15 protein-coding genes and 1 pseudogene are annotated in these 16,468 nt (G+C 43.2%); 4 read left to right on the forward strand and 12 right to left on the reverse strand.

The features are described 5' to 3' along the window. Nucleotides 1-23: 23 nt before the first annotated feature. From JZU62_RS00755 to JZU62_RS00810, 12 genes and pseudogenes are all read right to left on the reverse strand, one after another. Nucleotides 24-386, reverse strand: a complete 363-nt coding sequence (locus JZU62_RS00755) for a CZB domain-containing protein (RefSeq protein WP_295011024.1) — start codon at nt 384-386, stop codon at nt 24-26. Nucleotides 387-413: 27 nt separating this feature from the next. Further along, nucleotides 414-1,139 (reverse strand): annotated as a pseudogene (locus JZU62_RS00760) (methyl-accepting chemotaxis protein); the annotation flags it as partial. A gap of 134 nt (nt 1,140-1,273) precedes the next feature. After that, nucleotides 1,274-2,539, reverse strand: a complete 1,266-nt coding sequence (locus JZU62_RS00765; RefSeq protein WP_295010975.1) for a hypothetical protein — start codon at nt 2,537-2,539, stop codon at nt 1,274-1,276. After that, a complete protein-coding gene (locus JZU62_RS00770) occupies nt 2,532-2,774 on the reverse strand; it encodes a DUF2249 domain-containing protein (protein ID WP_295010977.1) in 243 nt (80 codons plus the stop codon). The genes JZU62_RS00765 and JZU62_RS00770 overlap by 8 nt, the downstream gene beginning before the upstream one ends. Beyond that, the gene (locus JZU62_RS00775; protein WP_295010979.1) at nt 2,771-3,205 is read right to left on the reverse strand and encodes a hemerythrin domain-containing protein; all 435 of its coding nucleotides are present in this window, start codon (nt 3,203-3,205) and stop codon (nt 2,771-2,773) included. Before JZU62_RS00775 ends, JZU62_RS00770 begins: the two co-directional genes overlap by 4 nt. A 73-nt stretch (nt 3,206-3,278) precedes the next feature. Then, the gene (locus JZU62_RS00780) at nt 3,279-6,107 is read right to left on the reverse strand and encodes a translocation/assembly module TamB domain-containing protein (RefSeq protein WP_295010982.1); all 2,829 of its coding nucleotides are present in this window, start codon (nt 6,105-6,107) and stop codon (nt 3,279-3,281) included. Further along, nucleotides 6,104-7,798: an outer membrane protein assembly factor gene (locus JZU62_RS00785; protein WP_295010984.1), complete on the reverse strand. Its 1,695-nt coding sequence runs from the start codon at nt 7,796-7,798 to the stop codon at nt 6,104-6,106. Before JZU62_RS00785 ends, JZU62_RS00780 begins: the two co-directional genes overlap by 4 nt. 74 nt (nt 7,799-7,872) lie before the next feature. Further along, a complete protein-coding gene (locus JZU62_RS00790) occupies nt 7,873-8,301 on the reverse strand; it encodes a hypothetical protein (RefSeq protein ID WP_295010986.1) in 429 nt (142 codons plus the stop codon). Then, entirely contained in the window at nt 8,291-9,628 is a 1,338-nt protein-coding gene (locus JZU62_RS00795) for a cobyric acid synthase (RefSeq protein ID WP_295010988.1), read from the reverse strand. The genes JZU62_RS00790 and JZU62_RS00795 overlap by 11 nt, the downstream gene beginning before the upstream one ends. Then, nucleotides 9,629-10,189 carry a hypothetical protein gene (locus JZU62_RS00800; RefSeq protein WP_295010990.1) on the reverse strand — a complete coding sequence of 187 codons (561 nt, stop codon included), beginning with the start codon at nt 10,187-10,189 and terminating at the stop codon, nt 9,629-9,631. Then, nucleotides 10,189-11,997: a TonB-dependent receptor gene (locus JZU62_RS00805; protein WP_295010992.1), complete on the reverse strand. Its 1,809-nt coding sequence runs from the start codon at nt 11,995-11,997 to the stop codon at nt 10,189-10,191. The genes JZU62_RS00800 and JZU62_RS00805 overlap by 1 nt, the downstream gene beginning before the upstream one ends. Before the next feature lie 242 nt (nt 11,998-12,239). Then, complete coding sequence (locus JZU62_RS00810) at nt 12,240-13,811, reverse strand: methyl-accepting chemotaxis protein (protein ID WP_295010994.1); 1,572 nt, start codon at nt 13,809-13,811, stop codon at nt 12,240-12,242. Nucleotides 13,812-13,898: 87 nt separating this feature from the next. Between JZU62_RS00810 and JZU62_RS00815 the strand changes: the two genes are divergently transcribed. The 4 genes from JZU62_RS00815 to JZU62_RS00830 all read left to right on the forward strand — a co-directional run. Further along, the gene (locus tag JZU62_RS00815) at nt 13,899-15,224 is read left to right on the forward strand and encodes an NFACT family protein (RefSeq protein ID WP_295010996.1); all 1,326 of its coding nucleotides are present in this window, start codon (nt 13,899-13,901) and stop codon (nt 15,222-15,224) included. A gap of 4 nt (nt 15,225-15,228) precedes the next feature. Then, the gene (locus tag JZU62_RS00820; protein ID WP_295010998.1) at nt 15,229-15,537 is read left to right on the forward strand and encodes a hypothetical protein; all 309 of its coding nucleotides are present in this window, start codon (nt 15,229-15,231) and stop codon (nt 15,535-15,537) included. Between the two features lie 81 nt (nt 15,538-15,618). Beyond that, nucleotides 15,619-16,377, forward strand: a complete 759-nt coding sequence (locus tag JZU62_RS00825; RefSeq protein ID WP_295011000.1) for a phosphatidate cytidylyltransferase — start codon at nt 15,619-15,621, stop codon at nt 16,375-16,377. Further along, nucleotides 16,374-16,468: hypothetical protein (locus JZU62_RS00830; protein WP_295011026.1), on the forward strand; the 95-nt coding region annotated here is incomplete at its 3' end. The genes JZU62_RS00825 and JZU62_RS00830, both read left to right, overlap by 4 nt.

The raw sequence follows: 16,468 nt of genomic DNA on the forward strand, positions 1-16,468 counted from the left end.
TCTCTAGCTGTCCGCCATACCCCCTATTTATGACTTCTTTTATCCCGTTCTTCAATCAACATCGCATTTAATGTACTAATTACCTCATGGCTTCCGTTCTCAGCATCTTTGAAATAGGTCATTACATTTTTAGCTTCTTGAGCGCACGTACCTGCTTTCACACAGTTAACAGCTGCGATGATATTGTCATGGACGTTTTTGTGTGGTGCTTCGAGTTTTCTAAAGCTTGGGGTATTTCCGAAGATTTGAGACCCTTTTCCACCCTCAGCCCATTTACCGAGACGACAGTTATGGTGATCGACAAACTCTTCATCCACTTTCAAACTAAATACACTTTTATACCCTTTAGCTTTAAAGAGGAGATGGTCTAGTTTAACCAAAACCATAAAGACCGAGTATAGAATGTTAGTCGAATCATTTTCGATCACTTCGGTTCGACTTCCTAAGCTTTGTAATGTTGCGCGGAATTGTTCCAACTTGCCGCTCGATAACGTCGATATAGATTCCATCGCGCTGGATCGTTCATAAATCTCCATCGCGTTTTGTTTGAGGCTTTGGACACTCATCGCCACTTCAGAGGTCGCTTTTTGAGTCCGCTCAGCAAGTTTTCGTACTTCGTCAGCTACAACGGCAAATCCTCGTCCGTGCTCGCCAGCACGTGCTGCTTCGATCGCGGCATTCAGAGCGAGCAGGTTGGTTTGATCAGAGATATCTTTGATCAAGTCGATCACTTGACCGATAGAGCCGACTCCGTCATTAAGCTGACCCACAGAACCGTAGTTATCAGTGATATTATTCACAAGCTGTTGTTGAATATCGAGGATCTCTCCGATTTCGTTATTAATCCCCACCGCGTTTTCACGGTTGTCTTTGTTTAGTACCTCAATCTCTTCGAGCTGGCTTACGTTATCGGCAAGATCTTTTTGGAGTAAAGACAAATCAGTTTGACAAGCAGCCGTCAGATTTTCCGTCAGATGACTGATAAGATCAAACATAATGTTATTCGTCTTTAATTCATTATTTTCCTGACGAAGTCGGGAGAGTTCGCTTTCCAAAGAGCCATTATTTCTTTCGAGTTCTGTAATTTTTGCATGTAGTGGTGCTATTTCTTCAACTGCTTGTTTATTTCCAAAGAACATTTATAACCTTTTCTTAAGTATTGCGAAAAGGTTACAGTAGTGAATGTTAAGACCTACTTAACATAATCTTATATGTAAGCATTATTTAACATATTTTAACTTTATATATTGTTAATATTTTATTCTTATACTTTTTACCCCTGTATAAGACGTTTCCCATGAATCCTGACATACCGATACATCCTTAATGCTTGCACCAGATTAAAGAGTAAAAGGGAAAACATCAGTCCTCCAAGGATGGCACTGACTGCAAATAAAGGGATAAAAAATATCCCACCCAAAGCCATTACCAAGGTTAGAGCAAAAAGCCAAAAAAGCCATTTTACCCGATGAAGTGGAATAATATTTGACATAATGGGAACATCCATATATCCTGCGGAATTCAGATGAAACCATACCAAAAATGGGACGATTTTCCCCATCATCGCCAATATAATCGCCAATGCAAAAAAAGCAAACGAGATAAGTGCCATGGTCTGCAGTGACTCATTCGCACTCCCTATAAAAATAGCATACGATATTGTGGCGATGCTGAGTAAAGCAATCCCCGCATTCCAAAACCAAATACTCACATCTCTAACACGCCGTTTACGTTGATGAAGCCGTTTTAGGGTTGTGGCAATAAATCCGAACAATAATGCCCCTATCATCAGGTCAAATATCCAAACAAACGGCAAGCTCAAAAAAAGCCAAATAATTTTAAAAAAAAGTGAACCGACAATGACCCTAAAAGCATTTCGTTTACACCATAAACTGTAAGGCGTTGTAACATAAAACATCTCGACCACTTGAAACGCTACCGCTATGATAAGGATAGCAACCCATCCGATTAATCCTAAAGAGTAGTGAGAGATACGGATTACTTCATGAAATGTACTAAACGATTCGTTAGCATATTCACTCGCCATTATCACCCCTAGAATAGCTGTAACAGAGAGAGAAACAAGTGCTATGCGCATACCGCGCAGAGTATCATTTGTGATACTACCGAAAAGAAGAGGAAGGATGAGATTAGCGGTATAGAGGACCGAAGCTCCCAAAAATACTGATGCTATGACAAAGAGTTCAGGGAGTGGAGTTATAAATGCCTCGGCAAGAGAGAGTATCCCTATCACAAAAAAAATATGAATTATAAAAGCGTTACCCAACGGTTCTTGAATAGGACGTCCCCCTAAAACACTCTGCATCTGAAATAATGCGCCGAGCATACTCATGGAGATAATTCCTAAAAACATCAAATGAATCGCCGTAAGAGAGATGGGATGATTTGGGGTTAATACCGCTTCGGGATTTAGAAATACTAACAATGAAAGGGCGATACCGAATAGAGGAACCATGAGAAAGAAGCGCATCACTACCGAAATAGGGGGAGCTTGATCGAGTGAGAGACCGTTATACATGAATATGCTCCAATTTTACCTCAGGGCTACGGGTAATGTAGATATGCCAAAGATCGTCACGTTCCATGACACTATTGTAGTGACCGCCATTTTTGAGAATAATCTCAAACAAGGGGATCGGTTCACGTCGGTGGATCATATGAATCACCTCATCTCCTGTGAGTTTTTTAAACGCATCCACCGCCATTTCCAAAGGGATAGGGTGATCAAGCTCACGGGTATCGAGGAGGATCATCGCGTCATATCCTTCAGGGTTTGTATCATTAACTCGCCATCATCCCCTAATGTCCGATCAATCATCGGATAGAGCATCTGTTCCTCTTTCATGTTGTGCTGTTGCAACATAATCATCATCGATTCTCCAATTCCGAAAAAATCATCATCACGACTTTCAGCCAATGCACTTTTCATCGATTCCAAAAGACTTCGAAGCTGTTGATGCTCGTAACGCATCATCTGTGTCGGTCCCCCCATCATCCCCGTCCGTTTTTCAAAAGTGATAAAAAGTTCTCGCTCTTCCATATCAAAATGGTGGTTAGTGGCATCATAGAATAGAGTAAAAAGCTCTTTTGCTTTTTCGATATCATTCGCACTTAACGCATTTTCCGCTTCCGTATAAAGATGGTCGCACGCACGGTGATCGTCTCGCATAAATTCTAAAATCATAGGATTCCTTTTTACTTTTAATGACAGCAGTATAAAAGGATCCCTACCAATAAATCTTGATTGAAATCAAGATTTACTTTTTTTTCGGCAAGTTGTGAGGGAGAAAATCACGGAAATCTTTAATATAAATGGCGTTAATCCCTTGCCCGAGTTCATGGATATCGGCATCGAGCCGGAGCCAGCGGTTGAGGGAATACTGGACGAGGACGCTGGAGACGGTATCGTTTTTATACAGAACTCTGAGATCTTTGTTCAGGCGTGCTCCCACTTCAAAACCCATCCCTCCCTCAGAAGTAGTAAGGATGTTCATGGTATCGATTTGGAGTTTTGTTGCTCCGCTGATAAGCCCTTTTAGTCCCGCTCCGAGCATAAAATTCGTCGCATCGGCACGAACAGTCGAAGTTGAACCGTCACCACCCGAATTTGCATTAGCCGGTCCTCCGAAGAGGAGATAACTCATGATATCATTTTGACTCATTACCGGATCAGAGTTAAAAAGAAAAATCGGTGAATCGAGGGTATGGGTGACATAGATTAGAATCTTTTTGTAGTCCACTTCATGAGCAATAGTGATATTTAGATACGGGTTAAGAGGGATATCACCCCCAAAATAAAGCTCTGAATGTTTAATATCGAACGATTTTCCCGCACTTGTAGCCGTACCGGATGGGATGGTTACAATCCCTAAAATTTGCATTGCCTCAGTCGGTTCTTTCCAGAGGGTGATATCGGGATCAAGCCCAAGATTCAGTTCTTTGGTTTTAAACCGAATTGGCTGTTTTGCCGTGATATGGAGATTCATCGAGAACTTTGCATCGCTTGGAGGACGTACATCTTGGACAATGACAATATCACTATCCATTACTTTAAACTCTTGGAGCGGCAAATAGGTGATCGTCGCATCCAGGATATTAATCCCACCGGTAAGCGTTTGATTTGCCAGTGAATCCCGCTCAAACGTGATATCGGCAGCAGCATGACCTTCACCCTCTGGCCCTTTATAGCTAAATCGATCAGAATGGAGCTTAATATTCGCGCTCAAATCAAATTTCACTGCACCGCTCAGACGTAATGTGTCAAAAATCCAAAAGTCATCGATTACCACTTCTCCCGATGGATTTAGATGAAAATGCGATATTTTATCGGCAGTAATCGGATGGTCGGCTATCTCAAAACGATATCCATCTACCGTTATATTCCCATCTTGATACTCAAGATTAGCCCATCCTTCAGTTCCCCCATAAGCATGCTTAGAATCAAAAACAGCTGCGTACCACGGTATTTTGATATTACTTTGGACGGTAAATGTATTTCCAAATTTTATACGGGTTTTGGTACGAATTTCAGCATCATAATATTCCCCCTTTTGTAGCTCTATCGGCCGCAACTGTGCAAGCGTTGTAAATACAGAAGGGGTGAGACTCTCTATATCGATACTGCTTTGTTTGGAGTTAAATCTTCCGTTTAGATCAAAAAAAGTTCCCATATAGTTACCGGAGCCTTTAATCTTTTCACCTTGTGTAGCCACCGAAAGGGCTAAGGACTCTCCCGATAAGTTCAAACGGGTAGTATTTGCTTCATCGTTTAGAGAAAGGGTTATGTGTTCCGGCGGCTTATGGCTCCAATTTTTCCACATCGGTGCATTTTGAGGGAGAGTGAGATTTCCATCCAGCGTATGATGATGATCATCACTCATAAATGATCCGTTAAAGAGGGCATAATCGTGCACTGCACGGATCGATCCTCTGAGAGTATTCGTACTGATACGATAATTCCCGATTCCCTCAAGCTCCAATTCACCCTCACGAATCGCCTCCGGTAATGCCGGAATAAAAGAGAGGTCTTGCTGGTTACTACGGAGTTTCCATCCGTAACTCTCATAATCCTTACTCGCTATACTGAGAGTACTGCCATCGAGTTTCAACGTACCGATCAACCCACTCACATCATCGCTAAACTCTCCATGCAGTTTGTTAGCGGGGATAGGATATTTTGAGTCAATCGTTCCATCAAACTCAGTCGTTGTTTTTCCCTCCAAAGCATAACGAAGATGCTGTGATGTCTGCATTGTATCACTACCACGCACCAGCAAATAAAAGGCGTTAATATCAAAATAGCCATTTTCATAGAGATATTTGAAATCAAGGTCTACCCCTTTGGCATGAAGCGTAGGGTCTTGTTTGGAATCTAAATTTGCAATAGCGGTTTTCAAAAGAGCTTTTTTATCTGAAAGTTCGATGATATTCACTCTGGCAACTCGGGGAAGGGTTGTGAAGCGACCGCTGTATGGGGCGAGTTCTGCTTCATTAGGATAAATATCAGCAACCCCTCTAAGGGCATTATTATAGACAACCCCACTGATAGCACCGCTCGCATAGCGAGATTTTAGCGTGGCACGTAACCATACAAATGAGAGATTATCACCATCATACGTTCCATTTTTCCCGTGTATATCCAGTTCTATCGGATATGCGCTCATAAGTTGGAGATTGGTGATATTCACCTCACGAAGCTTGAAAGTCGGAAAAGGCCAAATAGAGCTTTCATCACTGATGAAATCATCCAGATGAAGACGCAATCCGTCTATCTGAATCGAATCGATGGTGTGCTCCCCCTCTAACATTTTCACAAGATTATATTTGAGGGCAAACGTTTTGGCTTGCATCGAGTCACTGCGAACATTATGAAGCGTAAACCCCTCCATTAACGACCCCTCAGCATCGCTGTAGTGGATACCAAGCGGTTCGAGAAAATAGGTATTGACTATATCAAGACCATCTGGACGAAAAGCAATATAGAGAGTAGCTGAACCGACAAGGACCATACTGTAAAGGGAAAAATGAGCCGCTACAAAGAGGTGTTTTAACCATTTACGCCACGAAAGGGAAAACAATCGTTTCAAAATAGTTCCCCGATCCGAAAGTGAATCGCATATTGAGCACTGTTTTCTGGATCAATCCCGAAATCGATTGCTACCGGACCGATTGGCGTAACATAGCGAAGCCCTGCCCCTACCCCCATATAATTGTCATTGGCATAGTTGGGGATAGTTTTATCAGAAGCGAATGTCACATCCGTAAACAGCACCCCTCGAAACTCTTGATAGACGGGAAAACGGTATTCAAACGATCCTTCCGTCAAAGATGAAAATCCTATTGGATCACCATCGCTGTTCTTAGGTCCTAAATCACGATAGGTGTAGGCACGATTGGAGTTCATCCCCCCCGCATAAAAATGGTATGACGAAGGAACCTGCCCATCGTAAACCCGCAATGTTCCCCACTTGAGTTTAGCGCCGAAAACATGCTCGTCAATGCTCGTGATATAAGCAGCGGAAAGGAGCGTTTTGAAATAGGTTGCATCCGATATTTGAGGAGTATAAAGTGAACCCATAATATTAGCGTTAAGCCAGTACCCTTTTGTCGGTTCGAGTGGTTTATCCCTCGTATCATAGTTGAGTTCTCCGATCGGTGAAATAAGAGACAATTTACTGTTTGGAAACGTTTCTATGTCTTTACTTTCATATGTTTTAACCTGATCGAGCAATAATCCCATCATTGCGGATGCGGGTGTATCCTGGTATTTAGCGGTCAACTTTTGGTAGGTACTCTCCGTTTTATAGCCATCAAAAATTTCGTTTTTATACCCAATATCAGCCCCTAAAAGACCCCTGTTTTGGAGAGGAACTCCAAAGCTTGCGGAAGCCTCTTGCTTAATTTGCGAATATCGAAAATCCACTCCAAAAGTTTTAAGATCACCTAGAAAATTGCGATGTTTTAGCCCTGTTTGTCCGGCAACTCCCTGATCACTACTATATCCCAAGCCGGCAGTAAAACGGATTGGGCGATCTGCTTCTTCAATACTAAGACTAATAGGAACCACACTCCCATTACGTTCATTATCGTTGATAACAACACGAGCAATCCCTTCTTGGGCATAAAGTGCTTCATAGCTCAAACGGATAGCTTCGAGACTGTAGTGGTCACCCTCATCAAATCGAAGCATCGATGCACTTAGATTCCCATCGATGTTGGGAGTTGATACGACACTGACTTTCCCAAATGTACACGTCTCCCCGGGGATAGCTTCAAAGAGGAGATAAGCACGGTTAGTTTCGATATCGACCCACGCTTTGGTATTGAACTGTGCATTACAATACCCTGTTTCACCATAGCGCTTTTTAATCAATGATTTGGATTCAGAAAATGCCTCTTGGTCAAACAACTCGTCAACATGGAGTAAAATAGCCGACTCTACATCCAGCAAGCTATTGACTTGAATATTGCCAATACGGATAGGTTCATTTTCTTGAATTTTAAATATCACCTCATGTTCATTCGTCTCCGCAGTAACACGGGCATGATAAAACCCTTTGGATCTATAAAAACTGTTCAGAGCCGAAACACTTTGGGAGATAGCGATAGACTCAATAGCGGGTTGATCTTCCCACACTTCAATCACGTAAGGCTTGCGGAGTCCTACTGCACCAAAGAGTTGATTAGAAGATATTTTTTCATTTCCACTGAATGTGATTGGAAGGGGAGCCGCTAGAAGGGTTACGGCAAACAGTAACAAAAAAACCGTATACCGCATCCGTACCCCTTAATTTTTCTATATTTTATCCTAAATTAGTGTGCCTAAGGAAAATAGAGAGCAAGGTAAAGAGGTTACCTGTAATCAGCAGGTGATTTATTCATGATAGTGCCCCAATTTCGATCAAACACTTTCGCAATATATAGCTCACTGTGCGGGACTAAACAACCGGCACAATTTTGATGAATTGCCGTATCGGTGATAAAACGATCCCCATCGGGTGAATCGATAGAGCAAGTGCTGAAAAGAGTTTTATCTCCCACATTGTGAAATCCCGCATCGTTAAAACGAAAATTAGGACAGGCACAGAGGTAGCAATTGAGATCTTCGGTATCGTGGCATTTTTTATTCTCCACGTAGAGGGGACAGAAATCGCTCTCTTTTTCGACCATGTTTTCAAATCGGAAATATTCTATCACTTCGTCGTCGCTCAGAGCGGAGAGTTTATCCATAATAGCACGGTGTTTGGAAGCGTGCGCATCAAACCATTGTTTATAGGTCATTGAGTATCCTCTCCACATCGATTTCGCTCCGCATCGTCTCCATAAACGCATCAATCGTTTTTTTCTTGTACGCTTCAAATGCTTCATCATCAAAAAATCCATGAACAAACGTCCCTTTGATGTGCTCTTTTTCGTAGAAAAGGGGATATTTTTCACTCACTCCGTGATGGATTTCAAATCCGTTTATCGTGCGACCAAAGATCTCATATTTCCCTTTTTTGAGTACTTTGTCCCGCTGAAACACGATCACATCATCGATAAATCCGAGTGCTTCTTCGCAACTCGGTTCTGAGGTTTCGACACACCCATCATCGATGATGGTTTCAAACATCATCTGATACCCGCCGCAAATCCCCAGTATCTCTTTTTTCCTCGTTTGGAGGGCATCGAAGAGTCCCACCTGCTTGAGCCACCGAAGATCCTCGATCACCCGCTTGCTTCCGGGGAGGATAACGAGATCGAAACTTTCTAACGCAATGTTAGTGGTGATAAACTCGACTGCGATTGTCTCATCGGCGATAAGCGGCTCGAAATCGTTATAGTTGCTCATCGTGGGATAATTGATGATCCCGATTTTTTGTGAGGGGTTAAGTTTGTTTTGGACGAAATTTTTGAGGCTTTGGGAGTCTTCGAATCCAAGGTTGAGCGGAGTATAGGGGAGGACACCGAGGACAGGAATACCGAAACGCTCTTCAATGATACGTACCCCATCATCAAACAAGCTTCGATCTCCGCGAAATTTGTTCACGATCACTCCGATGACGTTTTCGCGCAGCTTTTGGGGGAGGAGATTATAGACCCCCCAGATCGAAGCGAAAACCCCTCCGCGCTCGATGTCGGCGACGAGGATGATTTTCGTATCGTATTTTTCGGCGATGTAGATATTAGAGAGGTCTTTGTCCATCAGGTTCAGCTCGACGGGACTCCCCGCCCCCTCACAAATGACGCACTCATAACGTTCACTCAGGTACTCAAAACACTCATCCACAGCAGGTTTAAGCAGATCCAAATCACGGTAATACTCGCGAACCTCTTTGTCGGCAACAACGTGCCCCTTTACGATCAGCGATGCACTGTTGCCATGCCCCGATTTGAGCAACACAGGGTTGAGATGGTAGCTTGTCGGTATCCCTAATACTTCGGCTTGAAAATACTGAGCGATGGCGATTTCAGACCCGTCCTCGCAGACATGAGAGTTGTTGGAGACGTTTTGCGCTTTAAACACCCCGACGCTGATTCCCCGCTCTTGGAGGAGTTTTCCGATCACAAACGTGAGAGTCGATTTCCCCGCATCGGAGGAGGTTCCGAAAATAGAGATGGATTTCATCTATTTTCCCCGAAACGCACGAAGCAGTGCAACGATAATCAAGCATTCCAGCGCGAACAAGACAAAATGCAAATCATAGACTTGTTCTGAGGCTTTGGTAACTCCATAATGCTCTATGAGTTTGTAAAATCCGTACGAGAGAGCCAACCCTGCGAGAGAGCCTTGCTGTTTGGCAACATCGATCCATCCCATCACCCGTGCATGGCGGGCAAAATGGGTTTCGGCGCGCACCAAATACCCTCCGAAGATAAAAGAGAACTGATAGGCGACGTAAATGACCAAAGCACTCATGATGTGGGTGGAAAACAGCAAATAATACCCCACCATAAGGAGCATGATAAGCTCGCTCGCCAGCGTAAATCGGAAAAACGTGCGGATGTTCATCAATCGGTGATAGACGTATGCCATCCCCATCATCCCCAGTGCGAGGAGTATTCCCCCGATGGAAAATGTCGAGGGGCTTAGGGTCACATAGATCGTAAAGACCGACCCCCCCACCATACCGATGAAGAGTGCGTTAAAAAATTTATAGCGTAGATAAGGGCGAAAAGAGAGTTTCATTAGAATCGTGCGTTTAGACCAATGTAGATACTCCGTCCGGAAGCCCCGTATCCATCTACTTCTTGATAAAGTTTATCGCTCAAATTGTCCCCTTTGAGATAGAAACTGAGACTCTCGGTCGCATCATAATTCACGACTGCCCCCCATAGGGTATAACGTCCTGTTTGTTTAGTTTGGACAAGATCATCATATCGTGTTCCGATGTAGTGGGCATTGAACCCCAACTGCCATTTGGAGAATCCGTAATAATCCAAAGCGCTTCGGAACGTATCTTTTGCACGTCGTTGGAGTTCCTGATTGTTTTGATTTTTTGCCCAAAGACGATTATATCCGAGATCTAACACGAAATCATCGACAACCGTATTTTTATACGAGAGTTCATACCCTTCAAAACGCGATTTCCCATTAACCTGTGTGTATCCGCCGATCCACCACATAACTGGATCAGAGACATATCCGATGAGATTGTCAACGAGATTATTATAGTAAGTGAAACTTAGATATTTATACTCTACCGTTGCATCAAAGCTTTTGGTTGTTTCGGCGTTTAAAGCAGCAATATCGGGATTAATATTAATCACCTCGTACAACGACGGGACACGATAGCCGGTTCCGTAATTTGTACTCACAGAGAAGTCATCGCTAAAAAAGTATTTAGCTCCGATCTTACCGGTCGTTTTATCGGCAAACGCATCATAAACATCATGACGGACCGATTCAGTAACAATTAGACCATCCAAACGATTTGTGTTAGTTAGAAAAATTCCTTTGGAATCGAGTTCTTTAGCACTGATCGTATCTTTGGAATGGAGCACATTCCCCCCTATAACAAAAAAAGAGTTTGGAGCATAATGATAATTCCCTTGGACCGTCGCCTCTTTATGAGTTCCTTTAAATGCTTTGGTATATCCGAGTGGATCTTTTTTATCGAAAACAGAGATGCTATACGCCGCACTGATCAAATCTTGAGAGTTCAGGCGGTGAACGTAACCGATGCTTCCCAAACGGTTGATCTGATGAATCTCGTTAGCTTCACTGTTAGGTTGAGCGTAGGCATCGTACTGAGACGTGGCATCGATAAAATTCAGCTGAGTATTCAGGGTGTCTGAGGAGGTCAAATCATAGCTGATTTTAGCATTCACGGTCTCATTTTCATAGCCGTCCGATTCATAATCCTCAGGATTTTTCCCCTTAGGCGTTACCGATGAAAAGCCGTTGGATCGGATCTGATTTGCCCCAAAATAGTACGATAACGCATTGATTTTTTGGGACATATTCGCTCCCACTTTGGTAGTAGCGTAACTGCCGTATTCGCTCATCACTCCTATGCGTAATTTTTCGGTTGCTTTTTTAGTGATGATATTGATCACACCGGCAACAGCGTTCACTCCCCATACACCGCTTTGCGCCCCTTTTATGATTTCAATCCGTTCAATATCATTGACCATAAGGTGTTCTAACTGTGCCTGCCCTTTGGTCGTAGTCGGATCGTTGTAGCGAAGACCGTCAACGAAAACCGCAACATTTTCAGAGCTAAACCCGCGAAGAAAAAAGGAACTTTGACTCCCTATTCCTCCATTTTGTGCTATCGGAATATTGCTGAGAGTTTTGAGTGCATCGATAACCGAGGTTATATGTCTCTCTTCGAGTTCATCAGAGGTTATAACATCGACGTTAGTCGTAATATCTTTAAGCGATTGTTCAGTTTTGGAAGCGGAAATTACGATGGGTTCTAGCTGAAGAGTATTAGCCCCTAATGAGGCAACAAGGGTCGCGCTGGCGACAAGTGAAATGGTCTGTTTATACATGAGTGTCCTTGAATAATAGTCATAATAGATGAGAGTAGGACACTCTTAGGAGGAGAAATAGCTGAGTAGATATAAATAGGACAAATAGGAGCAACTAGCTCTACACGAGTAATATTTTGGAGGAGGCGTACTTGTGAAGCATACGCTTGGATAGCGACAAGAGAAAAATAATTCTTACCAAACCCGCGTGGTGAACGCATCGCTATCCTCCCTAAAAATTTTAGAAATTATAGCGAAAAAACTTAGGACTTAAATTGACCCAACTGTGTGTTCAAACTGGTAGCGGCGTCATAAAGCTGCCCAGTGATTTGAGAAATTTGTTTAATATCTTCCTGATTACTTTGCGAGAGACTTGACATCTCAGAAACTTTCTGGATAATCTCATGGATTTTATGCGCCATGTTCTCTGATTGCTGAACACTTTGATGACTCGCATCAACATTAGCACGTAACGCACTCGATGCCGAATCAATTTTCAAATCAATTTCTTCGCTTCTCTCAGCTAACCGACCGATATTCTCACTATTGGAATTCATCATGTCTGATGAATCGGATATCGATTGGATAACGATGGAGATCGTGGAGTTAATTTCTGTCAAACTCTTTTGAGTTCTCTCCGCCAATTTTCGTACCTCATCGGCAACAACCGCAAACCCTCTTCCATGCTCACCCGCACGTGCGGCTTCAATAGCTGCATTAAGCGCGAGAAGATTGGTTTGATCGGCGATATCAGAGATAATACTAAGTACTCCGCTGACACTTGCCGCATCAGAAGAGAGCTGCTCAAAGCGCTCACTGAGTTCATGGCTCATCTGTGTCGTTTTATGTACTTCGGTTGTTATTGCCGTAGCAATTTCACGAACATGGCGTAGTTCTGTTTCAGTCAAACGGCTGTTTTCCAAAGTCGTTTTTGCCATGTTGACACTTTGTTCCAATGTCGTTCCAATCTCAGCAGCGGTCGCATTAGTATTTTGAGCGATACTGTTCGTCTTTTCTGATTGCGTCGAAAGATTTGCGGCAGCGCTGTTCAACGTAGCGGTAGAACCCACAGCGGCAGACGTGATCTGCTTGGTATCGTTGATGGTACTTTGAATTTTTTCGATAAATTGATTGAGATAGTTACTTGCTATTCCAATCTCATCATTTTTGTTCAGAATCGGAAGTCGCTTGGTCAAATCCCCATTCCCGTGTGCGAGGTCACCGGAAACTTTATCCAGTTCTTCGATCGGGTGGAGGATACTGGTACCGGAAATATAGTTGATTGCGATCAGTATAGCCGCCAGAATAGACCCTAAAAGCAAAAACCATTTAAAAAAGCTCGATTGCAGATCATCAAAATAATCTGCTTTGTTAATCCCCGGAATAACCCACATATCCCATGCGGAAATATAACGATAAGCGGCGATTTTATCCTGCCCTGTTGTCGCGGAGACGTACTCGTAAATCCCGCCCGCTTTGTCGGAGCGAATATGATCCACATAATCATGCCCCGATTTATTTTGCCCCTCGTCTTTCGGATGAATTGTCATAACCCCATCCGCATTGATAAAATAGACGTAACCGCTTTTTCCGATTTTGATCTTTTTGATCTCCTCTTTAAATTCCGCTTCTTCGTATGCTTTCGGTTCTATTTTAGAGATATAATTGACATTTTTTTCCAATGCATCGGCAACAGTATTCAGATCGCTGACCATGATTTCTTTAATTGACCCTACCGCAATGAAGTATGCTACAATCACACTGATTAAGATCGCCCCAACAGCAGCGATCAGATTTACGATAAATTTAGATTTAATAGTATTGAATAGAGTCATGAATGCTACCTAATGTTTTAAGTGTGACCATCTTGTGACCATCTTAATACTATTGTAGTTCTCTTTTTCTAAAGGCAAGGTAAAATTATGAGATTTTCTTATTTAAAGCAGATTGTTGAGTATATGCAGCAATTAACGCAGATCGTAGCCGTTTATCGTGTTAACGATACCTCTATAAAAGTTGTTTTTAACCGTGAAAACAACTGGAATTTCGAGATGGCGCGGGGCAATTCTGCCATTACCATAGGGAATATTCCAACCCGTGGGAAAATGTATCAGGCTCCATTTGATATTTTATTAGCCAAACGGTTCAATCGTTCCACGATCCAATCGATATCGCTCCACAATAATGATAAAATCATCCGTATTACCGCCAGTACCAGTGGCTCCTATAAATCAGAAACCACCATTTTACAACTCGAATTTACCGGCAAACACACCAATGCTATCCTCTTGGATAAAGAGGGGATCGTTTTAGAAGCGTTGCGCCATATCGATGAAGATATTTCCTCCCGAAGTGTCCGTGTAGGGCAAAAATTAGGGGAAATTCCTACCCCTCCTTATACTCCTCAAGAGTACCCGCTAGCAGATGTACGCGCTTATTTACTCGAAACGTTCGCCCAACGAAGCAATGCAAAACTCGATCAACTCAAAAACGAAAAAAAAGTTCTCTTACAAAAGCGCCTCTCCCAACTGAAAAAACACCTTGATACCCTCGATGAAGAGTCACTTTTGCTCCAAGAATCAGAAAAATCGCAATACGCAGGTCATTTGGTTTTGGCGAATCTTGAGAGTATCAAACCGTACGAAAAAACCGTTGAAGTGAACGATTTTGATGGAACTCCCGTGATATTAGAGTTACCATCTGGGTGTTCGAGTGCGGCGGGATGCGCGGAGAATTTTTTCAAACGTTCTAAAAAAGCGAAACAAAAAGCGCACGGTCTTTATCAAGAGCGGAGTAATCTCGAAGACAAAATCCGCCATCTGGAACTCTTCATCCAAACGGTAGCAGAAGCGTCCACTCCCGAAGAGATAGCACTGCTCTTCCCTCCGAAAGCAACTGGATCAAAACAAAAAAATTCCGATTCGATTGCCGAATTTTGGATTGAGGGGGTTAAAGTCTCCCTCGGCAAAAGCGAAAAAGGGAACATTGAACTCCTCCGAAATGCCAAAGCACGCGATATCTGGATCCATCTCAAAGACCGCCCTTCGGCACATGTCGTAATCACTACCGATAAACAACAGCTCCCCGAAAAACTCCTCGAAGCAGCGGCAAAATTGTGTGTCGATTTCTCCGTATTTGAGAAAGGGGGCTATTTGGTCGATTATACCCCACGAAGAGAAGTGAAAGTACAAGAGGGTGCCAACGTCCTCTACACAAATTACAAGACGCTAATGATCCAAAAAGGATAACACTATGGCAATCGGTCCTATCGGGAACGCGATCTACGTTAATCAACAAATGGCGAGCGTCGCCAGTGAACAAAATGCTATTTTAAATCGATTTGAGTTGCAAGCACTTGCCGCTGCTACTGCGTCGAAAGAAGAAAAAAAAGAGATCGAAGAGGTGCGCCCCACTGAAGAAAATCACGGCGTTGACTCCGACCGTGAACATACCAAAGAACAAGCCGAACAAGAAGAGAGAGATCCTCGTCACAAAGAAGAGAATAAGAGTGAAGAACAAAATCCCTCAAAGCCCCTCCATATTCTCGATATTAAAGTTTAATATTACAGAGATAAATACCCATATTTACAATAAAATAAATGGTATAATCGCGAAATTTTAAACCATTAGGTTAATCACACTATGCAAACTGCAAAAAATTCTATCCAAGAGCGCATTTTTACGGCTGTCGTTCTTGTTGTCGGCGTCTTAGTTGTCGGTCTTATCAATAACTTCTGGCTCATGTGGGCGGTAATGGGGATCATCTATCTCCTCGCATTTCACGAAGCCACCCGTTTATTTGGTATTAATAACAGCTCACTCTATGCCTATGCCGCTATTTTGTGGCTCGCGGCAGCACTTTATCCCTACGGTGAAGATTTATTTGTGATCGCAGGGCTTATTTTTGCCGCAGCAGTAGCGTATACCCAAAACATCTCCCCTAAAAATTTCCTCCCGTTTATCTATCCGACAGCGGGGATGCTCTTTACTCTCAGCATGTACCAAGAGTACGGTATTACCTCTCTTTTGTGGCTCTTGGTTGTCGTTGCCTCTGCTGATGTAGGAGCCTACGTCGTGGGACGCAGTATCGGTAAAACACCTTTTAGTGTCTCCAGTCCGAGCAAGACCCGAGAAGGAGTTTATGGCGGTATCGCGATAGCTACAGGTGCCGGATTTTTTATCGGTATCACTATGGTCGATATTACACAAGCAATCATTATCTCTATGGCGGCAGCCGTCGGTTCGGTATTCGGCGATCTGTTTGAGAGCTATCTCAAACGTCAGGCGGGGGTAAAAGATAGCGGCTCGATCCTTCCGGGGCATGGCGGTGTGTTAGACCGCATTGACGGTTATCTTTTTGCCTCTATTGTTATGCTCGTCCTTTTACGAGGTATTGTTTGATCCTACTGGGCTCCACTGGCTCCATCGGGGTCAACGCCCTCAATATTGCCGAGCAATTTCATCTCTCAGTCGATACTCTCGTTGCGGGACG

Origin of the sequence: Sulfuricurvum sp. (genome assembly GCF_019163035.1) — a bacterium.
Classification (GTDB): domain Bacteria; phylum Campylobacterota; class Campylobacteria; order Campylobacterales; family Sulfurimonadaceae; genus Sulfuricurvum.

Bases quoted from the DNA above. Each gene is read 5' to 3' on its own strand.
- JZU62_RS00790 (WP_295010986.1), bottom strand. From the start codon at position 8,301: ATGACCTATAAACAATGGTTTGATGCGCACGCTTCCAAACACCGTGCT.
- JZU62_RS00775 (WP_295010979.1), bottom strand. From the start codon at position 3,205: ATGATTTTAGAATTTATGCGAGACGATCACCGTGCGTGCGACCATCTT.
- JZU62_RS00810 (WP_295010994.1), bottom strand. From the start codon at position 13,811: ATGACTCTATTCAATACTATTAAATCTAAATTTATCGTAAATCTGATC.
- JZU62_RS00815 (WP_295010996.1), top strand. From the start codon at position 13,899: ATGAGATTTTCTTATTTAAAGCAGATTGTTGAGTATATGCAGCAATTA.
- JZU62_RS00765 (WP_295010975.1), bottom strand. From the start codon at position 2,539: ATGTATAACGGTCTCTCACTCGATCAAGCTCCCCCTATTTCGGTAGTG.
- JZU62_RS00770 (WP_295010977.1), bottom strand. From the start codon at position 2,774: ATGATCCTCCTCGATACCCGTGAGCTTGATCACCCTATCCCTTTGGAA.
- JZU62_RS00800 (WP_295010990.1), bottom strand. From the start codon at position 10,189: ATGAAACTCTCTTTTCGCCCTTATCTACGCTATAAATTTTTTAACGCA.
- JZU62_RS00805 (WP_295010992.1), bottom strand. From the start codon at position 11,997: ATGTATAAACAGACCATTTCACTTGTCGCCAGCGCGACCCTTGTTGCC.
- JZU62_RS00820 (WP_295010998.1), top strand. From the start codon at position 15,229: ATGGCAATCGGTCCTATCGGGAACGCGATCTACGTTAATCAACAAATG.
- JZU62_RS00795 (WP_295010988.1), bottom strand. From the start codon at position 9,628: ATGAAATCCATCTCTATTTTCGGAACCTCCTCCGATGCGGGGAAATCG.
- JZU62_RS00785 (WP_295010984.1), bottom strand. From the start codon at position 7,798: ATGCGGTATACGGTTTTTTTGTTACTGTTTGCCGTAACCCTTCTAGCG.
- JZU62_RS00825 (WP_295011000.1), top strand. From the start codon at position 15,619: ATGCAAACTGCAAAAAATTCTATCCAAGAGCGCATTTTTACGGCTGTC.
- JZU62_RS00755 (WP_295011024.1), bottom strand. From the start codon at position 386: ATGGTTTTGGTTAAACTAGACCATCTCCTCTTTAAAGCTAAAGGGTAT.